The sequence below is a fragment of the Planobispora longispora genome, from assembly GCF_016863135.1.
In the GTDB taxonomy this organism is placed as follows: domain Bacteria; phylum Actinomycetota; class Actinomycetes; order Streptosporangiales; family Streptosporangiaceae; genus Planobispora; species Planobispora longispora.
Genome location: NZ_BOOH01000039.1, coordinates 110,701 through 136,376, shown reverse-complemented (window position 1 = coordinate 136,376; position 25,676 = coordinate 110,701). Strand labels below are relative to the sequence as shown.

The window sequence follows — 25,676 nt, the reverse complement described above, 5'->3', positions numbered from 1 at the left end:
GAGGGGACTGAGCATGAGCGAGCCGCTGATCCTCCGAGTCGCGCGGTGGGCGAGGGAGATCCCGGACGCACCGGCCTACACCTTCGTGGACTACGCGGACTCCGCCGAGGGGACCCGGCACACGCTCTCCTGGGCCGAGGCGGACCTGCGGGCGAGGGCGCTGGCCGTACGGCTGCGCGAGGTGGCCAGCCCCGGGGACCGGGCGGCGATCCTGGCGCCGCAGGGGCTGGAGTACGTGGTCGCGATGCTCGCCACGATGTACGCGCGGGTGATCGCGGTACCGCTGTTCGCCCCCGACCTGCCCGGTCACGCCGACCGTCTGGTCCGGGCCTACTCCGACGCCGACCCCGTCTGCGTGCTCACCACGACCCCCGCCACGGAGAGCGTCAAGGCCTTCATCGACGGGCAGGCCGCGCCCCGGCCCAAGGCGATCATCACCATGGACACGGTCTCCGACCTGCTCGCCGACGAGTGGGAGCCGGAGCCGATCACCCGGGGCGACCTGGCCTACCTGCAGTACACCTCGGGCTCCACGCGCGTCCCGGCCGGGGTCGAGATCAGCCACGGCAACTTCACCGCCAACGCCGAGCAGCTCTGGGAGGCGTTCCGCGCCGCGCCCCGCACGTCCACGGCGGTGCTGTGGCTGCCGCTCTTCCACGACATGGGCCTGATCGCGACGATCGCCGCGCCGATCGTCGGCGGGAACCAGGCGGTCTTCATGGACCCGGTGGCGTTCATCATGCACCCGGTCCGGTGGCTGCGCCTGCTCAGCGAGTACGACGACGTGTTCACCGGCGGCCCCAACTTCGCCTACGAGTACACCGCGAGCCGGGTCACCGAGGCGGAGAAGGCCACGCTCGACCTGTCCGGGGTCGCGGTCATGCTCAACGGCGCCGAACCGCTCCGGGGCAGCACGATCCACCGGTTCTCCGAGGCGTTCGCCGCCTGCGGGCTCCGTCCCGAGGCGCACACCCCCGGGTACGGCCTGGCGGAGGCGACCGTGTTCGTCACGGCGATGGACCGGGGCCTGCCGGTCCGGGTGACCGCGTTCGACCGGGACGCGCTCACCGCCGGGCGGGCCGTGCCGGTCGCGGCGCCGTCCGGCGGATCCGGGCAGGCGCCCGCCGGGCGGGTCAGCGAGCTGGTCTCCTGCGGGGTGCCGACCGGCCAGGACGTGGTGATCGTGGCCGAGGACGGCACGGCCGGGCCCGACGGCGAGGTCGGCGAGATCTGGGTGCGCGGGCCGAACGTGGCGAGAGCCTACTGGCGCGACGAGGAGCGCACCGCGGAGACCTTCGGCAACGTGCTCGGGGGCGCGGAGGGGACCTGGCTGCGGACCGGGGACCTGGGCGTGATCCACGAGGGTGAGCTCTACATCACCGGACGGATCAAGGACCTGATCATCGTGGACGGGCGCAACCACTATCCACAGGATGTGGAAGTCACCGTGCAGGAGGCCGACCCCGCCGTCCGCCGGGACCACGTGGCGGCGTTCGCGGTGCCGGGGGAGGAGACCGAGCGGCTGGTGGTGGTGGCCGAGCGCTCCCGCAAGGCCGAGGGCCGGGACCCCGCCGAGATCGCGGCCACCATCCGGGCCGCCGTCGCCCGCAACCACGACCTGCGGCTGCACGATTTCGTGCTGGTCGAGGCGGGCGCCGTACCGCGCACGTCGAGCGGGAAGATCGCCCGGCGCGCGTGCGCGCGGGCTTACCTCGACGGCGTCTTCGGAGCGGCCCCGGACCCCGCCGCAGAGGATGCCGGAGCCTGATGTTCGAGTCGCTTGGACGGGCCGTCTACCGAGGGCGCTGGTCCCTGCTGGCGCTGGGGACGGTGTTCGCCGTCGTGGCCGGGTACCTCGGGCTGGGGCTGTTCGGCCGGATGACCGACGGCGGGTTCGACGACCCCGGGGCCGAGTCCACCATGGCCGCGCAGTGGAGCGGGAAGTGGTTCGGCGGCAGCTCGCCCGACGTGGTCGTGCTCTACACGAACCCGGAGATCGACGCCGACGACGACCGGTTCAAGGAGGCCGTGCACACGGCCCTGAAGGGGCTTCCCGCCGGGCACGTCACCAAGCTGACCACCTACTGGACGAGCAAGGCCGGGGAGCTCGTCTCCACCGACAGGCACTCCACCTACGCGCTGGTCAGCCTGCGCGGCGGCGAACTGACCAAGCAGAACGGCTACACCGCGATCGAGAAGCGGCTCCGGGCGGCCCCGGCCGGGTACACCGTCCAGGTCGGCGGCCGGATCCCGCTGCTGAAGGACCTCAACACGCAGACCAGCCTCGACCTGCAGCAGGCCGAGGCGATCTCGATGCCGGTCCTGCTGGTCCTGCTCGCCGTCGTCTTCGGCAGCCTGGTCGCCGCCGGGCTCCCGCTCGTCGTCGGGCTGCTCTCGGTGATCGGCGCGCTCGCGCTGCTCCGGCTGCTCACCGAGATCACCGACGTCTCGGTCTTCTCGCTGAACGTCGTCACGATGCTCGGCCTCGGCCTGGCCATCGACTACTCCCTGTTCGTCCTGAACGCCTTCCGCGAGGAGGTCCACCGGGGCTCCCCGGTGGAGACGGCGGTCGTGCGGACCATGGCGACGGCCGGGCGGACGGTCGCCTTCTCCGGCCTGACCGTGGCGACCTCGCTGTGCGGGCTGCTGCTGTTCCCGCAGATGTTCCTGCGCTCGCTCGGGCTGGGCGCGGCGGCGGTGGTGCTGGTCGCGATGGCGGCGGCGCTGATCGTGCTGCCCGCGCTGCTGGCCGTGCTCGGTCCGAAGGTCGACGCCATCAAGATCATGCCTGACTTCGGCATGCGCCGGAGCGGGGGGACCTGGCACGCGATCGCCTCCAGCGTGATGAAGCGGCCCGTGCTCTACCTGGTCGGCGTCAGCGTGGTGCTGCTCGCGCTGGCCGCGCCGTTCCTGCACGTGCGCTTCGGCAACGTGGACCACCGGGTGCTGCCCGAGCGGTTCGAGAGCCGCCAGGTCGCCGAGCGGATCGACCGGGACTTCGCCAGGAACGCGATGTCGCCCATCGAGGTCGTCGTGCTCGTCGAACGCACCCTGGTCGGGCCGATGACCGCCGCCGCGCCGGGCGCGCTCCCCTCGGAGGTGGGCGGGCGCGTCGGCCCGGTCGGGGTCGGCAACTCCGGGATCAGCCCCGTCACCGAGATCGGCCCGCTGGACGTGAAGGCCTTCGCCGACCGGCTCAAGGGGCTCGACCACGTCACCGGGGTCGCCGTCACGGGCATCTCGCAGAACAACGGCGCGGTACGGCTCGCGGTCCGCTACGACGAGGACCCCATGTCGGACGAGGCCCGCGCGCTGGTCGAAGAGATCCGCGACCTGCCCCGCGACCCCGACTTCCGGGACGTGGTCGTCGGCGGGCCCACCGCCGCGCAGCTCGACCTCCAGGCCAGCCTGACCGCCACGCTGCCGTGGACCGCCCTGGTCGTCTGCCTGATGATCGGCCTGCTGCTGTTCGCCGCGTTCGGCTCGATCCTGCTGCCGATCAAGGCGATCCTGATGAACGTCCTGTCCCTGGGGGCGTCCTTCGGTGTGATCGTGTGGGCGTTCCAGGACGGCAACCTCGCGGGCCCGCTGGGGTTCACCCCGACCGGAGCCATCGAGGCGACCGTCACCGTCCTGATCCTGGCGGTGGTGTTCGGCCTGTCGATGGACTACGAGCTGTTCCTGCTCAGCAGGGTGCGGGCGGAGTGGCTGCGGACCGGGGACAACACCGCCGCCGTGGCGGCCGGCCTGGAACGGACCGGCGGCCTGATCACCAGCGCCGCCCTGCTGCTGCTGGTGGTCATCGCCGCCTTCTCCACCGCCGGGATCACCGTGGTGAAGATGCTCGGCGTCGGCATGTTCGTGGCCATCGTCGTGGACGCGACGCTGGTCCGGGCGCTGCTGGTGCCCGCGACGATGCGGCTGATGGGCAACGCCAACTGGTGGCTGCCGGCCGGCCTGCGGAGCTTCCACCGGCGGATCGAACTCCGTGAGCCCCGCGAGCACGCCCTTCCCATTGGAGCGCTCCCTCCCGGTGGGGCCTCCATGACGGTGGAGCGCGAGGTCGCCGCCGGCACGGGCCGCGGCCGCGGCATCGGCGCCGGAACCGGCGCGCACCGCGCCGTCCGGTCCCGCCGCCCGGAGGCGTCCCTCCCGCCGCCCCGGACCCCCGCCATCCCCCTCCCGGCCGCTTCCAACGGTGTTCACAACACCCCCGACGGTCAGCCCGCTCCCACCCCGGGTGACCCGCCCACCCCGGCTCACGACGGTCCGCCCGGACATGCCCCCGGTGACCTGCCCGTTCCCGCTCAAGGCGGTCTGCCTGGACCCGCCCACAGCGGTCTGCCCGGCCTCGTTCACGATGATCTGCCAGGACACGCCCACAGCGGTCTGCCCGAACTCGTTCACGATGATCTGCCCGGCCTCGCTCGCGGCGGTCTGTCCGGATCCGCTCATCACGATCCGTACAGACCCGGTCGTAACGGCGTGCCCGTGGCGGCGACCAGTGGGATGCCCGATCACGCGTCCGATCCCGGAATCGATCCCGAACCCGGCGCCGCACCCCGTCCCGCACCGGATGCCGCGTCCGACCTCATGTCCGACCTCGCGTCCACCGGTGTTCCCGCGGCAGCCGACCCCGGTTTTTCCAACGGCGTTCCCGGTCCGTTTCCCGCCAACGGCTCCGCGGGGCTCGTGCCCGCCAACGGGCTTCAGCCCTACACCGGTCCCAGACCTCCGTCCCGGCAGCAGCCGGACCCCTACACCGTCGCGCCGTCCGACGCCTCGGCTTCCCTCCACCCTGCCTCGGAGCTCATGTCACAGGCTTACAGTCCCGAACCCACGCCGCCGGTTCCGTCCCCCCAGCCCGAGCCCCGTCCCACGGCCGCGGAGCATGCCGCCCCGACGGCTCCGGCCGGTCCGGCGCGCGGCCGGAAGAAGAAGGTCGTCAAGCCGAACGTGAACGCCCCCGGCTGGCACTGGGCCGAGGTGGACGAGGAGGACCCCGTCCCACCGTCCCACCCCGCCCCCCAGAACCTGACGCCGCGGGAACACGGCCACCCCCCCACTGCACCCCCGGCCCAACCACGACCACCGGCCCCGCCCGCTGCGCCCCCGCCAGCCGTACCTGTCATCCACGCGCAGCCGCCTGTAGCACCTGCGGCGCCGCCGCAACCGCCCGCTGCGCCCTCACCACCGCCAGCCGCGCCTGTCGTTCACGCGCAGCCGCCTGTTGTGCCTGCGGCGCCGCCGCAACCGCCGAATGTGCCCGCGGTCCACCCGCTTCCCGCCCCGCCCCCGGTCCCGGCCCCTGAGGCGCCTTCGCGTCCCGCCCCCGAGGCGCGCCCCGCGCTTCCCGCTCCGGTGTCGCGCGCGAGCGGCTCCGAGGCGGATGCCGAGGACGCACGCCATGCGCGGAGCAGGCCGGGGATCAGCAACCACCTCATCGACCAGCTGGAGCCGCCGGTGCGGCCGCAGCGCGGCAAGCGGATCGTTCCGATCACCGGACCCCCCGGAGTCGATCCGGAACCGGTCGAAGAAGTACGGGCCATCGCGCTGCCCCCGGTCGTCGCTCAGCCGGAAGCCTCGCAGCCCGTCGCCTACGCGCAGCCCGTCCAGCTTCCGGCTGCGCCACCTCCACCTGCCCCGCCTCCGGTCGTGCCGCCCCCGGTCACCCGGCTTCCGGCTGCGCCACCCCCACCCGTTCAGCCTCCGGTCGTCCCGCCCCCGGTCGTCCCGCCGTTGGTCACTCAACCTCCGCCCACCCGGCCCCCGGTCGTTCAGCCCCCGGTCGCGCCGCCGCCGGTGTTCCAGCCCTCGGCCGACGCGGCGGTCGTCCCGCAGCCGGTCGCCGCGCCGGTGGTCGAAGAGCACCCCGCGGCCATACCGCAGGCTGCTCCGCAACCGGTACCGGCGCCCGCGCCCGCCGCCCGGCCGGGGCCCGCGCCGCAACCCGAACCCGCGTCCCGTCGACCGGAGCGGGCCGGTGGCTGGGCGGCCGTGGAACGGCGGACCACCCGGGTCGTACGGCCCAAGCCGGATGGATCCGGATGGATGTGGGTCGAGGTGGACGAGTGAGCGACCTCGCCGCGGGACCGGCCGACCCGGTATCGGTTCCCGCCAAGCCGAATCGCGTGGGACAGGTCCCCGCTGGGCGAACCCACACGGGGCAGGTCCCCACCGAGCAAACTCACGCGGGGCAGGTCCCCGTCGAGCCGAACGGCGCGGGGCAGGTCCCCGCCGGGCGAACCCGCGCGGGCCCGCCGCCGGTCCGGCGTGCGTTGTTGTTGCTGGTCGTCGGGCTGGCGGGGTTCGTGACGACCCTGGACAACACGGTCGTCACGGTCGCTCTGCCCACCATCCAGACCGAGCTGGGCGCGTCGCTGGCGACCCTCGAATGGGTCGTCACCGGGTACGTCCTGACCTTCGCCGGGCTGATGCTCGCCGGGGGCCGCCTGGCCGACGTGTACGGCCGCCGCAAGGTGCTCCTCGCCGGGCTCGTGGTCTTCACGCTGGCGTCCCTCGCCGCGGGGCTGGCCGGTTCGGCGGGCGCCCTGGTCGCGGCGCGTCTGGTCCAGGGATGCGGGGCCGCGCTGATCCTGCCCGCGATGCTGGCCGTCGTCTCCGTCGGCAACGACGACCGGCGACGGTCGGTCGGCGTCGCCGTCTGGATGGCCTCCGGCGCGGGCGCGCTCGCCCTCGGCCCGGTGGTCGGCGGCTACCTCACCCAGCACGCCCACTGGAGCTGGGTCTTCCTGCTCAACGTTCCCCTCGGCGCCGCGGTGATCGCCCTCGCGGCCGTCGCCGTACCTGAATCCCGTGACGACACGGCCGCCCGCGTGGACGTCCCCGGGGTCGCGGCCTCGGTCGTCGTGCTCTCGGCCGGGACGTTCGGGCTGACCTTCGGGGCCGAGCTGGGCTGGACCTCGCCGGTGATCCTGGCCGCGCTGGCGGTCAGCGCGGTCACGGCGGTCGTCTTCGTCGCGGTGGAGCGGCTCGGCCGCGATCCGATGGTCGATCTGGAGCTGTTCCGGGCGCGGGCGTTCACCGGCGGGGTGGTCGCCCAGGTGCTCTGGGGTCTCGGCGTCAACGGCGTGTTCTTCTTCACGGCACTGTTCCTCCAGGGGGTCCTCGGTTTCAGCCCGACGGCCTCGGGCCTGGCCTTCGTGCCGCTGGCCCTGCTCGTCGTCGTGGTCACGCCGCTGGTCCCGGCGCTGGAGGGCCGTCTCGGCGCGAGCCGCACGGTCGCCCTGGGACTGGTCCTGGTGGCGGCGGGCATGGTCGCGGTGGCGTTCCTGCGGCCGGGGGACGGCTGGGCGGAGCTGCTTCCCGCCGTGTGCGTGATCGGGATCGGCTCGGCGCTGACCATGCCGCTGGGCTCGGCCGTGCTGGGCGCGGTGCCGGAGACGCGGGCGGGCGTCGCGGGCGGCGTGTTCAGCGTCGCGCGTGAGGTCTCGGGGCTGTTCGGCATCGCGCTCATCGGGGTGATCGTCAGCGGCTCCGCGACTTTCACCGCCGGTTACTCCACCGGCCTGCTCACCGCCGCCGCGCTCGTCGCGGCCGGAGCCGCCGTCAGCCTGGTGAGCCTCCGATGAGGATCGCGATCCTGGCGTTCGGCTCGCGAGGCGACACCCAGCCGTGCGTGGCGCTGGGGGCCGGGCTCGTGGCGCGCGGTCATCGGGTGACGGTCGTCGCGGCCGGGCGGTACGGCGGACTGGTCGGGGAGGCGGGCCTGGAGCACGCCCCGATCAGCGTGGACCCGTTGAAGATCGTGGAGTCCGAGGAGGGGCAGGCGTGGCTGCGGAGCGGGCCCGCCGGGTTCGTCCGGGGCTTCCGCAGAGTCGTGGAGCCGCTCGCCGAGCGGCTCGTCACCGAGGTGGACGCGGCCTGCGCCGATGCGGACCTGGTGCTCGCCCCGGCGCTGGGCGGGCTCGGGCATCACCTCTCCGAGCGGTACGGCATGCCGTACGCGCTGCTGCACTTCCAGCCCAGCGAGCCCACCCGGGCCTTCCCCAACCCGCTGGTCCCCCTGCGCACGCTCGGCGGCTGGGGCAACCGGGGCAGTTACGCGCTCGTCGAGCGGCTGAGCTGGCTGCTGCTGGGCCGGATGGTGAACCGCCTGCGGGGCCGGGTCTTCGGGCTCGGCCCGATGCGGGGGGACCCCTTCCGGCGGGCGCGGTCCGGCGGCGTGCCGGTGTTGTGCGGGGTGAGCCCGTCGGTCGTGGGCCGTCCCGGGGACTGGCCGGGGCACGTGCATCTGACCGGCTACTGGTTCCTGCGGCGCGGGTGGAGTCCGCCGCCGGAGCTGGAGGCGTTCCTCGCGGCCGGGCCGCCCCCGGTCTACGTGGGCTTCGGCAGCATGGTCCCGGGCGATCCGGCGGCGACCGCCGGGACCGTGGTGGCGGCCCTGCGCGCGGCCGGGGTGCGCGGCGTGCTCCAGGGCCTGCCGTACGGCGGGGCGGATGACATGTTCGCGGCCGGCGACACGGATCACGCGTGGCTGTTCCCCAGGACGGCGGCCGTGGTGCACCACGGGGGCGCCGGGACGACCGGGACGGCGCTGCGGGCCGGGGTGCCGGGAGTGGTCTGCCCGTTCTTCTCCGATCAGCCGTTCTGGGGCGCCCGGGTGGCGGCGCTGGGAGCCGGGCCGGCGCCGTTGCCGGTGCGCAGGCTCACGGCGGCGGCGCTGACCTGGCGGGTGGCGCGGGCCGTGCGGGATGAGGGGATGCGGGCGACGGCGGCGCGCCTGGGCGAGCGGCTGCGGGCCGAGGACGGGGTGGCCCGGGCGTGCGAGGCCCTGGAGGCGTGACGTTTTTGACGAATTCCTTACCGAACCTGTTCGGACAGTGGTGCGCTGGGTAAGGTCGAGTCGGATTTTGACCGGCTTTACCGGGGAGTTCCGTGATGCGACTGAATCTGCGGCGAGTCGCCGCCGTCGGCTCCGTGTTCGCGCTGATCGGCGTCGTGGCTCCCGTCGGGGCGGCCTACTCCCAGGACAACGCCGACGACTGCCGTGATCTGCTGGGTGCGGACACCCCGGCCTTCGTCCAGTGCACCTGGATGCACCGGCCCGAAGAGGCACTCGGCACCGCGCTGTTCTGGCTGGCCGACGACGGCGCCAACATGAAGGAGTCGACCCCGTACCCCGGGCTGTTCTCCAACTGCTCCGACCCCGGGGTCTCCTGCCCCGAGGATCCGGGAGGCGACGGGACCGTCGGGGACGACGGCTCTCCCGCGCCGGAGGGCGCCGAGGACGGCGGCACGCCCGAGTGCGAGGCCGGTCAGCGGTGCTCGGTCGACGGGCACGACCAGGGCGGGGAGAGCGGGTCCCCGGTGCCCGACGACGGCAGCTTCACCGGGCCGGGATCGACGGCGAACCGGTCCTCCACCGTGACCCAGCCCTCCGTGGCGACCGGGACGCGGCCGCCCACCGCGCAGGAGGTCGCCGCCGCGGCGCAGACCCCGGCGGGGCAGGCCGTCACCGCCGCGCGGGCCACCGGCCTGCGCGTCTGGATCGACACCGAGCTGGCCGACGACTGGAAGGCGGGCCCGGCGGCCTTCGCCGCGGCCGTCAAGCGGATCGGCGCGCTGGCCGCGCGGCCCGAGGTGGCCGGCATCCGGTTCACCGCGCAGCTCGGCTACAACACGACGTTCACGACGCAGGAGGAGATAACCGCCTTCGTCGCGGGCGCGTCCGGCGCGCTCCGCCAGGCGGCCCCCGGCAAGCAGCTGGGCGTGCACACGGTCGTGCCCGAGTTCGCGTGCGGCGCCGAGGAGGCGTGCAAGGCAGAGATGGCCAAGCGGTACCCGCTGCTCGCCCCCGAGAAGATCGAGCTCTACCTGGCCGGCGGGGGCGTCGACCAGATCTCCCTGGACAGCGGCCTGTTCCGCGGCGGCTACGAGACCTGGAAGATCGACGCCGAGGCGGCCCAGCGCAACCAGTGGATCCAGGTCCGCGCCCGCGCCTGGGACGTGCTGGCTCAGATCGCCGCCGAGGAGACCGGCCTGGTCGGCGACGTCGCCACCGACGAGGTCGCCGCCGGAGTCTCCGCCCCGGTCATGGACGGCGGGGCCCAGCAGGTCAACCTCTGGACCCGGGTCCAGGACGCCCAGGGCGGCGTCAAGCACCTGACCGCCTGGGACGCCCTGAAGAAGCTCGGCCCGATCCAGCGCCGGATGGCCGCCGTCTACAACCCGGCCACGCCCGAGACGGACACCGCCGCCGACCTCAAGAAGTTCGCCGAGGTCTTCGGCCACGTGTATCTCACCACGGCCTGAGGACCGCCGCCCCGAAGACCGCCTGAGGCGCTTCGGGGCGACGCGTCCCGGCCGGGCGGCCCGGAAGGCGCGCCCTAGTCCAGCGGGCTCCACTCCCGGCCCTCGGGCTCGGACGAGGACGGGGGATCCTGCTCGTCCTGCGCCTCGCTCTCCGGGGAGGAGCGCTTCGCGCCGAGGGCCTTCAGGATCATGGGGAAGGAGCGCTTGAACTCGCGCTCCCAGTACGGCCAGCTGTGGGTGCCGTTCTTGTAGAGGTTCACCACCGGCTTGATGCCGTACAGCCGGAGCTTGGCGATCAGGTGCCTGGCGGTGTAGGCCGAGACCGGCTCGCCCAGGTGGGCCGGGTGCCAGGGGGTCCCGGGCGGGTCGAGTTCGCCGTTCAGGCTGGTGGTGCCGCTGGAGATGTAGATGCTCACGCCGCGCAGGTTCCTGGCCAGGTGGGCGGGGTCGTTGGCCCGCCAGACGGAGGCGTTCCTGATCGGGTCGCCCCACAGGGCCTTGGGATCCTGTCCCTCGGACGCCTGGGCGTTCATGATGACGTCGGGGATGCCGGGCAGGCGGGTGGACATGACTCCGCTGTAGGCGCCGGCGAAGCGGAACATGCCGGGGTGGCGCGCGGCGTACTTGATGGATCCGTACGCCCCCATGGACAGGCCCGCGACGGCCCTGCGGGTCCCGGCCCGGTAGCCGACCTCCAGCAGTCGGCGCACCTCGTAGGTGTGAAAGGTCTCCCAGGCGGGAGGGCCGCCCTTACCCTTGTTGAACCAGTTGCTGTAGTTGCCGGCGCGACCCGCCTCGGGCATCACGACGATCGCGCCGACGTTCTCGGTGAGCTCCTCGACGCCGGTCATCCTCGTCCACGACGTGTAGTTGTCCGCACCGCCGTGGAGCAGATAGAGCACCGGCCAGGTGCGCTCGGCCTTCTTCGACCAGCCCGGGGGCAGCAGCAGCCGGACCGGCAACATCGCGTTGACCGACGGCGAGGAGATCAGGATGTCCAGCGTGCGCGGGCCGAGCCACTTCTCGGCGACCACGCGCGCGCCGCCGGGCATCGCGGCCCGCCAGGGACCCGAGGGACTCTTCCCGGTGGAGGGGACCGGGTCCTGCGCCTGCTGGGCGGCGCCTGTCGTGCCCGCCGGGCCCATGGGCCGGACCGGGGTCGCCTGCGCCGCCGTCGCGGGGAGGCCGACGGCTCCCGCGGTCGCGAGCGCCAGGAGTCCATGCCGGACAGATCGCATGCTTTTCCCCTCCATCCGGCCTGACGACAGAAGGCCGTGGCAGGCGAGGGTAGACCGGTGATCGGCAGGTGGCTATGCGTGTCCGCAACGAAAGAACCGGGGTCGCTTGAGCCTCGCGGACAAATCACTGCGCATGTGTGGCCGTTATCACAATCGTGACAAAACGCCCTGGTGGATTGTGGGTTGTCAGGTCTCCTTTACGCCTTTCGGTCTCGGTAGTTTGACCGATCACTTCGGCTGTCGTTGGGAGACGCCCGTGGATCTGCTCGGCGAAGACGAGATCCGTCGCTTCCTCACGGACCGGATCGCCACCCGGTGCCGGACCCCCCTTTCCGCCGTCGACCCGGACCGCCCCCTGGAGGAGTTCGGGCTGTCCTCGCGTGACGCGGTCGCCGTGGCGGGGGAGCTGGAGGCGCTGCTGGGCCGGGAACTGGGACCGACGCTGGTCTGGGAGTATCCGACGATCAACCGCCTCGCCCGCGGTCTGGCGGCCGGGGCGGCCCGCGCCGCGGAGGGCACGGGATCCGGCGCGGCCCGCGGCCGGGGGGACCTGCCGTCCGGTACGGCGCCCGCCCCGCCGGCCGTACGGCCCGCCCGCCACGACGAGCCGATCGCGGTCATCGGCGTCGGCTGCCGCCTGCCCGGGCCCGTTCACGGCCCGGAGGAGTTCTGGCGGCTGCTCATGACCGGCGGGGACGGGGTCGGGCAGGTGCCCGAGGGGCGGTGGGAGGCCTTCGACGACGGCTCCCCGCGCACGGCCGAGGCCCTGGCCAGGACCACCCGCCACGGCGGCTTCCTCGGCGACGTGGCCGGATTCGACGCCGACTTCTTCGGGATCGTCCCCGGAGAGGCCGAGACCATGGACCCGCAGCAGCGGCTGCTGCTGGAGACGGCCTGGGAGGCGCTGGAGCACGCCGGGATCGCGCCCCGCTCGCTGCGCGGCAGCCGTACCGGGGCGTTCGTCGGCATCTCCGGCAACGAGTACGCCTACCTGACCACCGCCGACGCGAGCAGGGTGGACGCCTGGACGGCGACCGGGGCGGCCTTCAGCATCGCCGCCAACCGGCTGTCCTACGTGCTGGACCTGCGCGGGCCCAGCCTGGCGGTGGACACCGCCTGCTCGTCGTCGCTGGTGGCCACGGACCTGGCGGTGCGGAGCCTGCGGGCCGGAGACAGCGACCTGGCGCTGGCGGCCGGGGTCAACCTGCTGCTCTCGCCGGTCGTCACCATGGCCTTCGACCAGGGCGGGGGGACGGCGCCCGACGGGCGGTGCAAGGCCTTCGACGCCTCGGCCGACGGGATGGTCCGGGCCGAGGGCTGCGGCGTCGTGGTGCTCAAACGGCTGGCGGACGCGCGCCGCGACGGGGACCGGGTGCTGGCGGTCGTACGCGCCACGGCGGTCAACCAGGACGGCCGCTCCAACGGGCTGGTCGCGCCCAACCCGGAGGCGCAGGAAGAGCTGCTGCGCACCGCCTACGCCGGTCTGGAACCGCCGGACTACATCGAGGCCCACGGCACCGGGACCTTCCTCGGCGACCCCATCGAGGCCCGCGCGATCGACGCGGCCCTGTCCCCGGACCACCGGGTGCTGCTCGGCTCGGCCAAGAGCAACCTCGGCCACCTGGAGGCGGCCGCCGGGATCACCGGCCTGATCAAGACCGTGCTCGCGCTCCACCACGGAGTGATCCCGCCGAGCGTCCACTTCCGCGAGCCCAACCCGCACATCCCCTGGGAGCGGCTGGAGGTCGTCACCGCGCCCACCCCCTGGCCGGGGGCGAACCCCCGGGCGGGCGTCTCCTCCTTCGGCTTCGGCGGCACCAACGCCCACATCGTGCTGGACGGCGCCGGGCACAGCGCCCTCGCTCCGCTCGGATCCGGAACATCCGCCGGATCCGGGGTGTCCGCCGGATCTCGGGCCTCCATCGGGTCCGGGGTGTCCGCCGGGTCCGGAACATCCGCCGGCGGCGGGGCGCAAGCCGGGACGTCGTCCCCCGACGGCGGGGCCACCGGCGACGCGGAGCGGGGTCGCACCCGGGTGTTCCTGCTGACGGACGCGTCGGCCGAGCGGGTTCGGACGTACGCCGGAGTGCTGGCGGACTGGGCGGCGGACGGGGACGGGGGCGTGCCGCTGGAGGACGTCGCGCACACGCTGGCCCGGCGCGCCGGGCGGGGGCGGGTCGGCGCCGCCGTGGTGGCGCGGGACGCGGGCGGGCTGGTCGCCGGGCTGCGGGCCGTACAGGAGGGGAAAGCGCCTACCGGCGTGGCCGTGACGGGCGGGCCGGGGCCGGTCTGGGTGTTCTCCGGGTACGGCTCGCAGTGGGCCGGGATGGGCGCCCGGCTGTACGCCGGGGAGCCGGTCTTCGCCGCGGCGATCGACGAGCTGGATCCGCTGTTCCGGGAGGAGGCGGGCATCCCGCTGCGGGAGATCGTCGCCGAGGGGCGCGAGGCCGCCGGCGTGGCCGCGGCGCAACCGGTGATCTTCGCGGTGCAGGTGGCGCTGGCCCGGCTCTGGACGGCCTGCGGGGTACGGCCCGCCGCCGTGATCGGGCACTCCATGGGCGAGGTCGCGGCGGCCGTGGTCGCGGGCGGGATCGGCCTGGCGGACGCGGTGCGGGTGATCTGCCGCCGGGCCCGGCTGCTCGGCACGCTGGGCGGCGGCGGCGCGATGGCCGTGCTGGAGGTGAGCGCCGAGGAGGTCCCCGCCGACCTGCACGTGGCGGTCTACGCCTCGCCGCGGCAGTGCGTCGTCACCGGCGACCCGGACCGGGTCGCGGCCTTCGCCGCCGAGGTGGCGGCGCGGGGCCTGCTCTCCCGGCTGCTGACCGCCGAGGGCGCGGGGCACTCGCCGCAGGTCAGGCCGCTCCTGCCGAAGCTCCGCGAGGCGCTCGACGGCATCGCGGGCGGCAAGCCCGAGATCCCGTTCTACTCCACCGTGTTCGACGAGCCCCGCGAGATCCCCACCTTCGAGCCCGCCTACTGGGCCGCCGGGGTCCGCCGCCCGGTCCGGCTGCTGTCCGCCCTGCGGGCCGCCGCCGAGGACGGGCACACCGTCTTCACCGAGATCAGCCCGCATCCCGTCCTGGCCGCGCCGCTGCGCGACACGCTCCCCCGGGGCACGGTCGTCACCCACTCCCTGCGCCGGGGCCACGACGAGGAGTTCGCCCTCCAGCTGGCCGCGGTCGCCGTCGCGCTGCCCTCCCCGGCCCTCGCGCCGCACGGCTCGGTCACCGACCTGCCGCCGTCCCCGTGGCGGCACGAGCGCCACTGGGCGTCCGCGTCCCGGCGCCCCGCCCTGCCGCCGGGCGCCCACCCGCTGCTCGGCGTGCACGTCGAGAGCCCGGCCGGGCACGTGTGGACCACGACCGTCGACGACCTCGCGGACGCCCCCTGGCGGCTGGACGCCGCGAGCCGGCTCCTGCACGGCCTGCCGGTCCTGCCGCTCGCCGCGATGGCCGCGCTGGCGCAGGCGGCGGCGGCCGAGGTGTACGGCGGGGCCGAGCTGACCGACGTCGTCCTGGACGCGCTTCTGCCGCTGCCCGCCACGGTCACCGTCACCCTCACCCCGTCCGGAGAGGTCGTGATCGACGCGAAGAACGCCGCGGGAGCCTGGACCCGGTACGGCACCGCGACCGTCGCCGTGGACGCGGCCCCGGTGGACGGGCTCCCGACCCCGGCGGAGCTGGCCGCGCGCCTGAACGGCCACGCCCCGGACGATCCCGCCGAGATCCCGGTCGAGATCGAGCACCTCGCCGCGGACGGCACGCCCACCGGCGTGCTGACCCAGCGCATCCCCGCCGCGGCGGTGCCGGTGCCGCTCGCGGACAAGCTGGTGGCGCGGGTGTGGAAGGAGACGCCGGTCGCCCCGGCCGCCGCCGGGAACCCGGCCCGCGATCCGGCTGGGAACCCGGCCGGGGACAGGATCACGGACCCGGCCGGGGACAGGGACGAGGATCCGGCCGGGGACGCGGGACACCCGGTCGCCGCGACATCGGCCGGTTCAGGTGTCGGCAGTGCGCCGGACGGGAATGGATCAGTTCTGCGCTCGGCTCGTGGTTGGCTGATCGTGGCTGGTGAGGGGGACCCACGAGCCGAGCGCCTCATCTCCGGCCTCACCGCCGCCGGGCACGACGCCCGCAGGGCCTCCCTGCCCCGGGTCGCCCCGGCCCGCCCCGGCACGTCCCTCCTGGTCCCGGCCCAGCGCCCGGCCCTGCACGACGCCGTGGCGACCGCTCCCGAGGCCGGGCGCATCGTCCGGGCCGGCGACGACGTCGTCGTGGTCCTCGTGCCGGGCGGGCTGGACCCGGCCGGGGCCGAGACGCTGGTCCTCACCGTCACCGCCATCGTCCGCGACCTCGCCGCCGAGCCGGGGAACGGGAGCGGGACCGGGACGCGCCTGTATCTGGTCACCGAGCGGGCGCAGGCCGTACGGGACGGGGAACGGGGCGATCCCGGCGCCGCGGCCCTGCGCGGGCTGCTCCGGGTGCTGGTCTTCGAGCACCCCGGCCTGCGCGCCCGCCTGGTCGACGTGGACGACCCCGAGGCGATCATGACCGAGCTCCGGGGACCCGGCGGACCCGACGGCCTCGTGGGGCCCGACGGCCTCGCGGAGCTCGCGGAGCTCGCGGAGCTCGACGACGAAGTCGCCTGGCGTGACGGGGTGCGGCACGCCGCCCGCCTCGCCGTCCACCCGCCGCCCGGCGCGCGGCCGGGCAGGGCGGTGGTGCGGCGCGGCGGGGGATACCTGATCACCGGCGGGTACGGCGGGCTGGGACTGGTGGTGGCGCGCTGGCTGGCCGAGCGGGGCGCCGGGCGGATCGTGCTGGGCGGGCGCTCCGGTCCCTCCGCCGAGGGGGCCGCGACCATCGAGTGGCTCCGGACGGCCGGGACGGACGTCCGCGTGGTCACCGGCGACCTGGCCGCACCGGGAGTGGCCGGGCGGCTGGTGGACGCGGTCACCGAGGGCGGTCTGCCGCTGCGCGGGGTGGTGCACGCCGCGGGCGTGCTGGACGACCGGCTGTTCACCGAGGTCGGAGCCGAGGATCTGCGCCGTGTCTGGTCGGCGAAGGTCCACGGGGGCCTGGCGCTGCACGAGGCGACGCGAGGCGCGGAGCTGGACTGGTGGGTGGCGTTCTCCTCGGCCGCCGCGCTGCTCGGCTCGCCGGGTCAGGCGGCCTACGCGGCGGCGAACGCCTGGCTGGACGCGCTGTGCGACCTGCGCCGGGCGGAAGGGCTGCCGGCCACGACGATCAACTGGGGGACCTGGGCCGAGGTCGGAGGCGCGAGCCAGGCCGTGCTGCCCGCGGTCTCGCCGATCACCCCGGGCGAGGGCGTCGAGGCGCTGGAGGCGCTGCTGGGCGGCGGCGTGACGGCGGCGGGAGTGGTCCGGCTGGACGCGGGGGCGGCGGTGGCGATCTTCCCCGGCATCGCGCGCATGCCGTACTTCGCCGAACTCCGTGACCTCGCGGATCCCGCCGGACGGGCGGGCTCGGCGGGCGCGGGGAGCGCGTGGACGGGGGTCGAGGCCCTCGGCGCGATGGAGGCCGGCCAGGCGCTGGCGGCGGTCACGGCCAAGATCCGGGAGCGGACGGCCGTCGTGCTGGGATTCGAGGAGGACTGGCTCCAGGACGACACGGTGCTGACCGGGGCGGGACTCGACTCGCTGGCGGCGACCCGGGTGCGCGGGACGATCGAGCACGACTTCGGGGTGAGCGTCCCGGCGGCGCTGCTGCTGCAGGGGGCGACCCTCGGCGACGTGGCCGTGGCGGTGGCGGCGGAGCTGGGCATCCACGCGGACGCCGCCGGGGTCCGGCCGGTGGGGCCGAGGGACGCGGCGGAGCGCCGGGTCGTGGCCGCGCTGGCCCGGGTCCTGGGGCGCGAGCCCGGGGTGAACGAGGAGATCCCGGCGGACGTCGTGCCGATCGTGCTGGACGTGCTGGGCAGGGAGGTCGGCCGGGAGATCGGTGGTGGGACGGCGGCCGGGGGAACGCTGACCGGGGCCCGGATCGCCGACCTGGTCCGCGCGGTCGACGAGGAGGAGGCCGCCCAGGGCGTCATCCGTCCCCTGACCGGGGCCGCCCGCGCCTACCTGGCCGCCCGCCGTGCCGCGACGCCGCTCGAGAGGGCGGGCGTGAACGGCGCGGCGGTCGCCGGCGGGGGGAGCCCGAACGGCGCGAGGGCGTCGTCCGCCGGGGCGCCGGGGGAGACGCCGCTGTTCCTGGGACATCCGGCGGGCGGGACGACCGGGGTCTACGTGCCGCTGGCGGGGTTGCTGGGGGCCGGCCGGGTGGTGTTCGGGCTGGAGCGGCTGGGAGAGGTGGGGGAGCTCGGATCGGAGCTGGGGGTGGCGGAGCGCGCCGCCCGGTACGTGCAGGAGATCAGGAAGGTGCAGCCCGAGGGGCCGTACCGGCTGGGGGGATGGTCGTTCGGGGGGATCCTGGCCTTCGAGATCGCCCGGCAGCTCGGGGCGGAGAACGTCGAGCTGGTCGCGATGATCGACTCTGGGCTGCCGGACGAGACCGCGGCGGCGGAGCGGGCGGAGATCACCGCCCGCAGGTACGCCGACTTCGCCGCCTACCTGCGGGAGACCTACGGGGTGCGGGTCGAGCTCGGCTACGAGGAGCTGGCGGCGCTGGACGAGCCCGGCCAGCTCGCCCTGGCCGGGCTCCGGATCACCGAGTCGGGGGTGCTGGAACTGCTGGGCGAGGCGATCCTGCGTCACCAGATCACCTCGCACGAGGACACCCGGGCCCTTGAGGGATACCGGGCGGGGGCCTATGCGGGCCGGGTGGTGCTCTACCGCTCCACGGAACCGACGCCGTGGGCGGTCGAGGACTCCCGGTACGCCCACGCCGACGACCCCGCCAGGGGATTCGGCCCGCACGCCCCGGGACTGGAGATCGTCACCGTTCCCGGATCGCACCACCTCAATCTGCTCGACCCGCCGTACGTCGAAGTCATCGCAGCTGATCTAGGAGGCCAGCTATGACCCTCGCCCAGGCCGTCGTCGACGGTGCCGATCCCGAAGAGCTCGCCCGGCTGGAGATCCCCTCTTCCTTCCGGGCCGCGCACACCCGCAAGGAAGAGGTCGGCATGTTCGGCCGCGTCCCGCACGGAGTCGACGGCGTGGACAAGGACATCACCAAGTCCATCCACGTGGGCGAGGTGCCGATGCCGGAGCTCGCGCCCGACGAGGTGCTGGTCGCCGTCATGGCCAGCGCCATCAACTTCAACACCGTGTGGACGGCCATGTTCGAGCCGATCCCCACCTTCGCCTTCCTGGAGCGCTTCGGCCGTACCGACCCCCGCCACGACCAGGACTTCCACGTCGTCGGCTCGGACGCCTCCGGGGTGATCGTCCGCATGGGCGAGGGCGTGAGGCACTGGAAGATCGGCGACCGGGTCGTCACCTCGCCCGCCTACGTCGACTCGCAGGACCCGGTCAGCCACGCCGACTCCATGCTCGGCTCCGACCTGCGCGCCTGGGGGTTCGAGACGAACTACGGCGGGCTGGCCGAGTTCGCCGTGGTCAAGGCCACCCAGCTGCTGCCCAAGCCCAAGCACCTGACCTGGGAGGAGGCGGCCTGCAACATGTTGTGCGCCTCCACCGCCTACCGGATGCTCGTCGGCGAGAACGGCTCCCGGATGAAGCAGGGCGACGTGGTGCTGGTCTGGGGCGCGACCGGCGGGCTCGGCGGGTACGGCGTGCAGCTGGTGAAGAACGGCGGCGGCATCCCGGTCGGGGTGGTCAGCTCCCCGGAGAAGGCGGACCTGCTGCGCCGGATGGGCTGCGAGCACATCGTGGACCGCTCGCAGTTCGACCACCTCGACGACGAGAAGGCCTGGCGCAGGTTCGGCGCGGAGATCCGCCGCCAGGTGGGCGAGGACCCGAACATCGTCTTCGAGCACACCGGCAAGGACACCTTCGGCGCGTCGGTCTACCTGGCCCGGCGCGGCGGCTCGGTGGTGACCTGCGGGTCCTCCAGCGGCTACGCCCACACCTACGACAACCGGCACCTGTGGATGAAGCTCAAGAGCATCATCGGCTCGCACGGGGCGAACTACCAGGAGTGCCACGAGGTCAACCGGCTGCTCTCGCTGGGCATGCTGCAGCCGACCCTGTCGACGGTCTACCCGCTGGACCGCACCGGCGACGCGGCCCGCGCCGTGCAGCGCAACGAGCACGTCGGCAAGGTCGGCGTGCTGTGCCTGGCTCCCGCGGAGGACCTCGGGATCGAGGACCACGCCCTGCGGGAGCGCGTCGGTGAGGATCAGATCAGGATGTTCCGGGCGTGACAGGACGCCGGGCGCGCAGGACGATCTCCAGCTCGAACCGGATGTCGGGGTCGGCGAGCTGGTCGCCGTAGAGCTCCTCCAGCTGGCGCAGCCGGTAGCGGACCGTCTGCGGGTGCACGTGGAGCCGGGCGGCGACCTCGCCGGCGCCCCGGCCGTGCCGCAGCCACGCCAGCAGCGTCTCGGCCAGCCGGTCCTGCTGGCTGGGACGCAGGTGGGCCAGGGGCGCGAGCCGTACCTCCGCCAGGGCGTTGACCAGTTCCTCGTCCTTGAACACGATCAGCGTGGCCATGTGGTCGGAGCAGCGCAGCAGGCCCCGCTCCTCGGTGAGGACGCCGCGCTTGCGCAGCTCCAGCGCCTCGCGGGCCCAGCGCAGCGAGGTGGCGGCGGCCGACAGCGGCACGGCGGGGCCGATGGCCGCCTTCCAGCCCCGCAGCCCGGCCTCCAGCGTCTGGGCCTGGCCGGGGCCGTTGGGGTCGGGGACGATCAGGCAGGGGTGGGGCCGGTCGATGCCGGAGAGCACGTCCGGCGGGAGCGACGGCGGGCGGTAGCCGCCGGAGTGATCCTCCAGCGCCACCCCGGCGACGGTCTTGGGCAGCCGCCAGCCGGCGGTCTTGGCCAGGTCGGCGATGGCGTCGGGAGAGGCGGGGGGCTGGCTGAGGAGGAGGTCCATCAGGCGGTGACGGCGGCGCTCGATCTCCCCGGCCGCGTGCGCCCGGGCCTCGTCGAAGCCCTCCGCGGCCGCGTCGGCGAGCTGGTCGAGGTAGACGAAGATGGCCTCGCCCAGGTCGTAGAGGTGCTGCGGGGTGAGCCCGAGCGTCTCGGACTGCTCGGTCAGCCGCCGCCAGGCCACCCGCGCGCCGAGCCGGAGCGCGGTCTGGAGCGGTTCGAGGTTGCGGCCCTCGTTGGCCTCGCCCCGCCCGATCGTGCGGAACACGTCGGGTTCCCAGGGTCTGCTCGGGTTCTCTATCCGGTCGACGAACTGGCGCAACGCCTCGTCCACGGCCAGCTTGATGACTTTGATGTAGACGGAGTCGGCGGGACGGGCGTACTCGGGGATGCGAAGTGTGATCTCGTCGATCACCTGGTCGGCGACCGCGGCCAGCCCGGGCCGGAGCCGCCGGGCCGTGTCTGTCGGCGTGGAGCTCCACAGGCGCTGATCGGAGAAATCCCGGGACCTTCCCCTGCGGCCGTTGAGACCCGCGGCCGCCACCCGTGTGTGTTCCTTCGTCGGCATAGACCCTCCCGTCGGAGCGCGTCCTGTTTCTGACGTGTTGACACCTGAGTTAGTAAGCAAACGCTTGTTCTTGTCTCAAAGGCAACACCTCGCGCACGCGACGGGAGGGATTGAGACCTATCCGAGATAAGCGGCGAACTCCTCCAGGGAGATGAGGCCGTCGCCGTCGTGGTCCATCTTGGTGATCGCCGCGGCGGCCCCCTCCGGGGTGATGGGCTGGCCGAGCACCTCCATCAGGCGCGTCAGCTCGGTGGCCGAGATCAGACCGTCGTCGTCGACATCGACGATCTTGAAGGTCAGTGCGTAGTCGTTCGCCATGGCTGGGTCCGCCTTCCTGATGCGGAGAGATCAAACGCGGAGCGCACCGGGGGTGCGCCGGGCGGATGGCCCGCCGCGGTCGTCGCGTCGGGGGCCGCCGGACACACCCTAGTGGGAGATCATCGCCGTGGACCGGCGGGACATGCCGACATATATGGATATGTCGGCATGTCCCGAGGAGCAGGTCAGACCACGGCCCCGGAGCCCTCGCGAGGGCGCGCGACGCGCTTCTGCTTGGGCCGCGGCGGCGGGGCGGGGTTGCGCTTCTCGAACACGATCGCCAGCGGCGCCGCGACGAACGCCGAGGAGAACGTGCCGACGACGATGCCGAGCAGCAACGCCACCGCGAAGTCGGTCAGCGAGGAACCGCCCAGCACCGCCAGCGCGGCGAGGATGAACAGCGCGCCCAGACCGGTGTTGACGGTACGGGGCACGGTCTGCAGGACCGCGCCGTTGGCCACCGAGGCGAACGGCTCCCTGTGCCGGGCCCCCCACAGCTCGCGGATCCGGTCGAAGACCACGACCTTGTCGTTGACCGAGTAACCGATCACGGTGAGCATCGAGGCCAGGAAGACCCCGTCGATCGGCTTGCCCAGCCACGCGAACGCGCCGATCACGATCGACGCGTCGGCCGCCAGGGCCGCCACGGTCGCCAGCCCGAACGTCCAGCGGAAGCGGAAGGCCAGGTAGGCCAGCTGCGCGGCGAGCGCGACGGCCAGCGCGATCAGGGCGTTGCGCCGCAGTTCGTCGCCGAGGCTGGGGCCGATGAGCTCGTCGCGGATCTTGGTGGCCTCCCCGGCCCCGCGCTCCAGCGCCGCCTCGATCCGCGCCACCTCGGCGTTGCCGACCTGACCGGTCCGTACGGAGATGACCGAGCCGCCGGGGCCGCCGGCATCCGAGGTCTGCACCACGGCGTTGGGGAATCCGGCCTCGCTGACCAGGTCGCGGGCCGCGTCCGCGGTGATCGGCCGGCTCGTCGAGTAGTCGACCGTCCGCCCGCCGGTGAACTCCACCCCGAAGTTCAGCCCGCGCACCGCGATCCCGGCCAGGGCCGTGACCACCAGCACGGCGGTGACCACGAGGTAGAGCGTGCGGCGGCGCATCAGGTCGGGGGAGCGCTCGGTGAGCCACCGGCGGACCCGTCCGATGTCGGACAGGCCGGTGACCCGCGGCCGGGCCGTCACGGCGGGCCGGTTCACCGCCCACTGGGCCAGGACGCGGGTGATGACCATCGCGGTGACGAGCGAGGCGATCACGCCGATGGACAGCGTCACGCCGAAGCCGCGCACCGGGCCGGAGGCCAGGAAGAACAGCAGCCCGGCGGCGAGCAGCGTGGTGACGTTGGAGTCGGCCACCGCGCTCCAGGCGTTGCGGAAGCCCTTCTCCAGCGCCGGGCGGAGCTTCGCCCCCGCACCGCCGCGCGAGCTCCCGGACCCGCTCGCCGTGCCGGAGCCCGGGTGCCCGGACGAGGTCGCCGCGCCGCCGCGCGTTCCCGCGGCCTTGCCCGCCGTGCCGGATCGCGGGCGCTTGCCCGCGTCCCCGGGTGACTGCTCCGCGGCGTACTCCTCACGGGCCCGTTCGAAGACGAGCACGTTGGCGTCCACCGCCATGCCGATCGCGAGCACGAAGCCCGCCAGGCCCGGGAGCGTGAGCGTGGCGCCCAGGGCCACCAGCGCCGCGTACGAGATCAGCGCGTAGCAGGCCAGCGCGAAGGCGGCGATGAACCCCACCAGCCGGTAGACGATGACGATGAACAGCGCGGTCAGCGTGACGCCGATGACGGCGGCCTGGGCGCTGGCGGCGATGGCGGCGGCGCCCAGGGTCGGGCCGACGGTCCGCTGCTCGATGATCTCGACGGGCACCGGCAGCGCGCCGCCCTTGATCAGAACGGCCAGGTTCTCGGCCTCCTCGAAGGTGAAGGAGCCGGTGATCTGGGTGGAGTCGCCCGGCAGCCCGACGTTGCAGGCCACTCCCTCGTTGACCTGCGGCGAGATGATGACCTTGTCGTCGAGCACGATCGCGACCCGGCGCTTGGGGTCGCCCGGCTGGTTGCAGGCCGCTTCGCCGGTCAGCTTCGCCCACTCCTGGCGGCCCCGGTCGCGGAAGTCGACGGTGACGAACCAGCCGCCGCCGGAGGCGGGGTCCATCCCGGCCTGGGCGCCGCCGACGCCGTCCCCGGTGAGCCGGGCCGGGCCGATGAGGAGCCGGCCGCCGTCCTCGTCGGCGATGATCCGCTCACCCTGCCCGGGCTCGGTGTTCTGGTCGGCGAGGGAGACGACCGGGTGGAAGGTCAGCTGGGCGGTCCTGCCGATGACCTCGGCCGCCTTGGTCGGGTCGAGGACGCCGGGCAGTTCCACGATGATCCGCCGCTCGCCCGAGCGGGACAGCGGCGCGTCCGCCACGCCCAGCCCGTCGGCACGGCGGCGGAGCACCTCCAGGGCGCGGTCGGTGGTCTCGGCGGTGGCCTTGACGGTGGCGGAGTCCTTGGTCTCCAGCACGATCTGGGTGCCGCCGCGCAGGTCGAGGCCGAGGCGCGGGGTCATGGTCAATGCGATGTAGAGAGAGGTCGCGATCACGGCCAACGCCGCTATCGCGCGCACCACGGGGGCACGCGTCATGAAAGCCTCCACAGGCTCGAAGAGATGCTCCGGCAGGTCCGGCCGGACCGGAGTCCGGAGCGGGAGACGGTCTTCGGCGCGCGGTGAAGCGCCCGGAGGGGATCCGGGGCTTCAGGCGCCTGCGGAGGGAGGGGCGCGGCCCGGCCTGACGAGCAGGGCCGCCAGCGGGCGGGGGTCGTCGTCCCGGGCGGGACCGGTGCCGTGGCCGGGGGAGACCGACAGGTGGCGGGCGTCCGGCGGGAGGGCCGCGACGGGATGGCCGCCGCCGGATCCGATCCCGGTGACGGAGCCGGCCAGGACGTGGTGCCGGTCGCCGAGAGGGGTCGGGCGGGAGAGCGGATGCTGCTCGCCGGAGGGCTTGACCAGGGTCGGGACCTGGGCGAGGAGCGACGCGCCGGTCGCGGCGGCCCCGCCGGAGACCAGCAACGGGAAGATCAGGGCGAGCAGCCAGCCGAAGGGCGCACTGCGCCTCAGCTGCCGCATGATGCCCTCCGGTGGGTCACGATTGCCCTCAACCATAGCCGCCGGGCAGCCACCGGTATGCGTCCTTCGGCCGGGAGCGTGTCCTCTACCGGGGCCGGGGGCGCAGCCCGTCGAGGATGAGCCGGGCGATGTGCGCCGAGCGGTCCGGGCTGGTCTCGGCGCCGGCGTGGCGGATCGCGGCGAAGGCGCCGGCGACGAGTGCCATCACCTCCTCGACGGTGACGTCGTGGCGTACGGCGCCGGCCGCGCGTGCGCGGCCGAGCAGGTCCGCGACATGGCGGGTGAGGTCCGCGGCGACGTCCGGGGCGGCGGTGCGCAGGTCGAACTCGGCGGCCACGAGCGCGCTCTTCACCGTCGCGTTCCCGGCGCCGGTCGCCATCATCCGCGAGAGCAGCGTGAACAGCACGGCGGGGTCGTCGGTGGCGGCGAGCACCTCGGCCTCCGCCACCAGCCGCCGGAACTGATCGATCGCGACGGCGAGGTACAGCGCCTCCTTGCTGGGGAAGTGCCGGTGGACGGTGCCGGGGCCGACGCCCGCGCGGCGGGCGATCTCGTCCAGTGAGACGCCGAGCCCCTCCGCCGCGAACGACCGCTGAGCGGTCCGCAGGATCTGCTCGCGATTGCGGCGCGCGTCGGCCCGCAGCTCGCGGTCACTCCCGTGGGCTGCCGACGACTCCGCTGAAACGGGTTCGGATGATCGTCCGGACATGTTCCCTAGCATAACCGGGGCGGCGCACCGTATAGTCCGGGAAGTAAGCGGGGCGACGCACCGGTTATGGGTCCGCGCCGCTCGTCATGACCCGATCCACCGGCCCCGAGGAGATGACGGCGATGACCGCACGCGACGAGGCACGCGCCCTGGTGCAGCGGATGCAGGAGTGCTTCAACACCAGGCAGTTCGACCAGGCCGCCGACCTGCACACCCCCGGCTTCGTCAGCCACCCGCTCGGCGCCACCGGGTTCGAGGCGGGCAGGGACGCCTGGCGCGAGGTCGTCGCCCTGTTCCCCGGCATGCGGGTCGTCGCCCAGGACATCCTGGTCGACGGAGACAAGGTCGCCGTCCGCTCCTCCGTCGAGGGGATCACGACCCCGGACGGCGGCGCGCAGCCGACGCTGATCGAGATCTTCCGCATCGAGGACGGCCGCCTCGCGGAGATGTGGGGGATCACCGAAGGGCCGGACCCGCGTGAACAGACCCTCATAAATCGTTCATGAGGG

Annotated in this window: 14 protein-coding genes; 8 read left to right on the top strand and 6 right to left on the bottom strand. The window is 74.0% G+C overall.

Going from position 1 to position 25,676, the window contains the following annotated elements; genetic code table 11:
- The first annotated feature begins 13 nt into the window (after window positions 1–13).
- The 5 genes from Plo01_RS24030 (at window position 14) to Plo01_RS24010 (ending at window position 10,275) form a co-directional block, all read left to right on the top strand.
- Window positions 14–1,768 (top strand): fatty acyl-AMP ligase, encoded by a 1,755-nt coding sequence (locus Plo01_RS24030; protein WP_203892931.1) that lies wholly within the window; start codon window positions 14–16, stop codon window positions 1,766–1,768.
- Window positions 1,768–6,075: an MMPL family transporter gene (locus Plo01_RS40505; protein WP_239316928.1), complete on the top strand. Its 4,308-nt coding sequence runs from the start codon at window positions 1,768–1,770 to the stop codon at window positions 6,073–6,075. Before Plo01_RS24030 ends, Plo01_RS40505 begins: the two co-directional genes overlap by 1 nt.
- A complete protein-coding gene (locus tag Plo01_RS24020; protein WP_239316926.1) occupies window positions 6,072–7,592 on the top strand; it encodes an MFS transporter in 1,521 nt (506 codons plus the stop codon). The genes Plo01_RS40505 and Plo01_RS24020 overlap by 4 nt, the downstream gene beginning before the upstream one ends.
- The gene (locus Plo01_RS24015; RefSeq protein ID WP_203892930.1) at window positions 7,589–8,806 is read left to right on the top strand and encodes a glycosyltransferase; all 1,218 of its coding nucleotides are present in this window, start codon (window positions 7,589–7,591) and stop codon (window positions 8,804–8,806) included. The genes Plo01_RS24020 and Plo01_RS24015 overlap by 4 nt, the downstream gene beginning before the upstream one ends.
- Window positions 8,807–8,901: 95 nt before the next feature.
- A complete protein-coding gene (locus tag Plo01_RS24010) occupies window positions 8,902–10,275 on the top strand; it encodes a hypothetical protein (protein ID WP_203892929.1) in 1,374 nt (457 codons plus the stop codon).
- Window positions 10,276–10,349: 74 nt separating this feature from the next.
- On the opposite strand, the gene Plo01_RS24005 is transcribed toward Plo01_RS24010, so the two are convergent.
- The gene (locus Plo01_RS24005) at window positions 10,350–11,513 is read right to left on the bottom strand and encodes an alpha/beta hydrolase (RefSeq protein WP_203892928.1); all 1,164 of its coding nucleotides are present in this window, start codon (window positions 11,511–11,513) and stop codon (window positions 10,350–10,352) included.
- A gap of 256 nt (window positions 11,514–11,769) precedes the next feature.
- Between Plo01_RS24005 and Plo01_RS24000 the strand changes: the two genes are divergently transcribed.
- Together Plo01_RS24000 and ccrA are read left to right on the top strand one after the other, a co-directional pair.
- On the top strand, window positions 11,770–18,498 hold the full coding sequence (locus Plo01_RS24000; RefSeq protein ID WP_203892927.1) for a type I polyketide synthase: 6,729 nt from the start codon (window positions 11,770–11,772) through the stop codon (window positions 18,496–18,498).
- Window positions 18,495–19,805, top strand: coding sequence for a crotonyl-CoA carboxylase/reductase (gene ccrA / locus Plo01_RS23995; protein WP_203892926.1), 1,311 nt, complete (start codon window positions 18,495–18,497; stop codon window positions 19,803–19,805). The genes Plo01_RS24000 and ccrA overlap by 4 nt, the downstream gene beginning before the upstream one ends.
- Here ccrA and Plo01_RS23990 read toward each other — a convergent pair.
- The 5 genes from Plo01_RS23990 to Plo01_RS23970 form a co-directional block, all read right to left on the bottom strand.
- On the bottom strand, window positions 19,786–21,039 hold the full coding sequence (locus tag Plo01_RS23990; RefSeq protein WP_203892925.1) for a PucR family transcriptional regulator: 1,254 nt from the start codon (window positions 21,037–21,039) through the stop codon (window positions 19,786–19,788). The two genes, ccrA and Plo01_RS23990, sit on opposite strands and share 20 nt — an antisense overlap.
- Window positions 21,040–21,156: 117 nt before the next feature.
- Window positions 21,157–21,357, bottom strand: a complete 201-nt coding sequence (locus tag Plo01_RS23985; protein WP_203892924.1) for an EF-hand domain-containing protein — start codon at window positions 21,355–21,357, stop codon at window positions 21,157–21,159.
- Window positions 21,358–21,542: 185 nt separating this feature from the next.
- Window positions 21,543–23,975, bottom strand: coding sequence for a protein translocase subunit SecD (secD, locus tag Plo01_RS23980; protein WP_203892923.1), 2,433 nt, complete (start codon window positions 23,973–23,975; stop codon window positions 21,543–21,545).
- 111 nt (window positions 23,976–24,086) lie between these two features.
- Complete coding sequence (locus Plo01_RS23975) at window positions 24,087–24,458, bottom strand: hypothetical protein (RefSeq protein ID WP_203892922.1); 372 nt, start codon at window positions 24,456–24,458, stop codon at window positions 24,087–24,089.
- An 85-nt stretch (window positions 24,459–24,543) separates the two neighbouring features.
- A complete protein-coding gene (locus Plo01_RS23970) occupies window positions 24,544–25,167 on the bottom strand; it encodes a TetR/AcrR family transcriptional regulator (protein ID WP_203892921.1) in 624 nt (207 codons plus the stop codon).
- Window positions 25,168–25,289: 122 nt separating this feature from the next.
- On the opposite strand from Plo01_RS23970, the gene Plo01_RS23965 reads away from it, so the two are divergent.
- Window positions 25,290–25,673, top strand: a complete 384-nt coding sequence (locus Plo01_RS23965) for an ester cyclase (RefSeq protein WP_203892920.1) — start codon at window positions 25,290–25,292, stop codon at window positions 25,671–25,673.
- The last annotated feature ends 3 nt before the right edge of the window (window positions 25,674–25,676 follow it).

Bases quoted from the DNA above. Each gene is read 5' to 3' on its own strand.
- Plo01_RS24030 (WP_203892931.1), top strand. From the start codon at position 14: ATGAGCGAGCCGCTGATCCTCCGAGTCGCGCGGTGGGCGAGGGAGATC.
- Plo01_RS40505 (WP_239316928.1), top strand. From the start codon at position 1,768: ATGTTCGAGTCGCTTGGACGGGCCGTCTACCGAGGGCGCTGGTCCCTG.
- Plo01_RS24015 (WP_203892930.1), top strand. From the start codon at position 7,589: ATGAGGATCGCGATCCTGGCGTTCGGCTCGCGAGGCGACACCCAGCCG.
- Plo01_RS24010 (WP_203892929.1), top strand. From the start codon at position 8,902: ATGCGACTGAATCTGCGGCGAGTCGCCGCCGTCGGCTCCGTGTTCGCG.
- Plo01_RS24005 (WP_203892928.1), bottom strand. From the start codon at position 11,513: ATGCGATCTGTCCGGCATGGACTCCTGGCGCTCGCGACCGCGGGAGCC.
- ccrA (WP_203892926.1), top strand. From the start codon at position 18,495: ATGACCCTCGCCCAGGCCGTCGTCGACGGTGCCGATCCCGAAGAGCTC.
- Plo01_RS23990 (WP_203892925.1), bottom strand. From the start codon at position 21,039: ATGCCGACGAAGGAACACACACGGGTGGCGGCCGCGGGTCTCAACGGC.
- Plo01_RS23985 (WP_203892924.1), bottom strand. From the start codon at position 21,357: ATGGCGAACGACTACGCACTGACCTTCAAGATCGTCGATGTCGACGAC.
- secD (WP_203892923.1), bottom strand. From the start codon at position 23,975: ATGACGCGTGCCCCCGTGGTGCGCGCGATAGCGGCGTTGGCCGTGATC.
- Plo01_RS23975 (WP_203892922.1), bottom strand. From the start codon at position 24,458: ATGCGGCAGCTGAGGCGCAGTGCGCCCTTCGGCTGGCTGCTCGCCCTG.
- Plo01_RS23970 (WP_203892921.1), bottom strand. From the start codon at position 25,167: ATGTCCGGACGATCATCCGAACCCGTTTCAGCGGAGTCGTCGGCAGCC.
- Plo01_RS23965 (WP_203892920.1), top strand. From the start codon at position 25,290: ATGACCGCACGCGACGAGGCACGCGCCCTGGTGCAGCGGATGCAGGAG.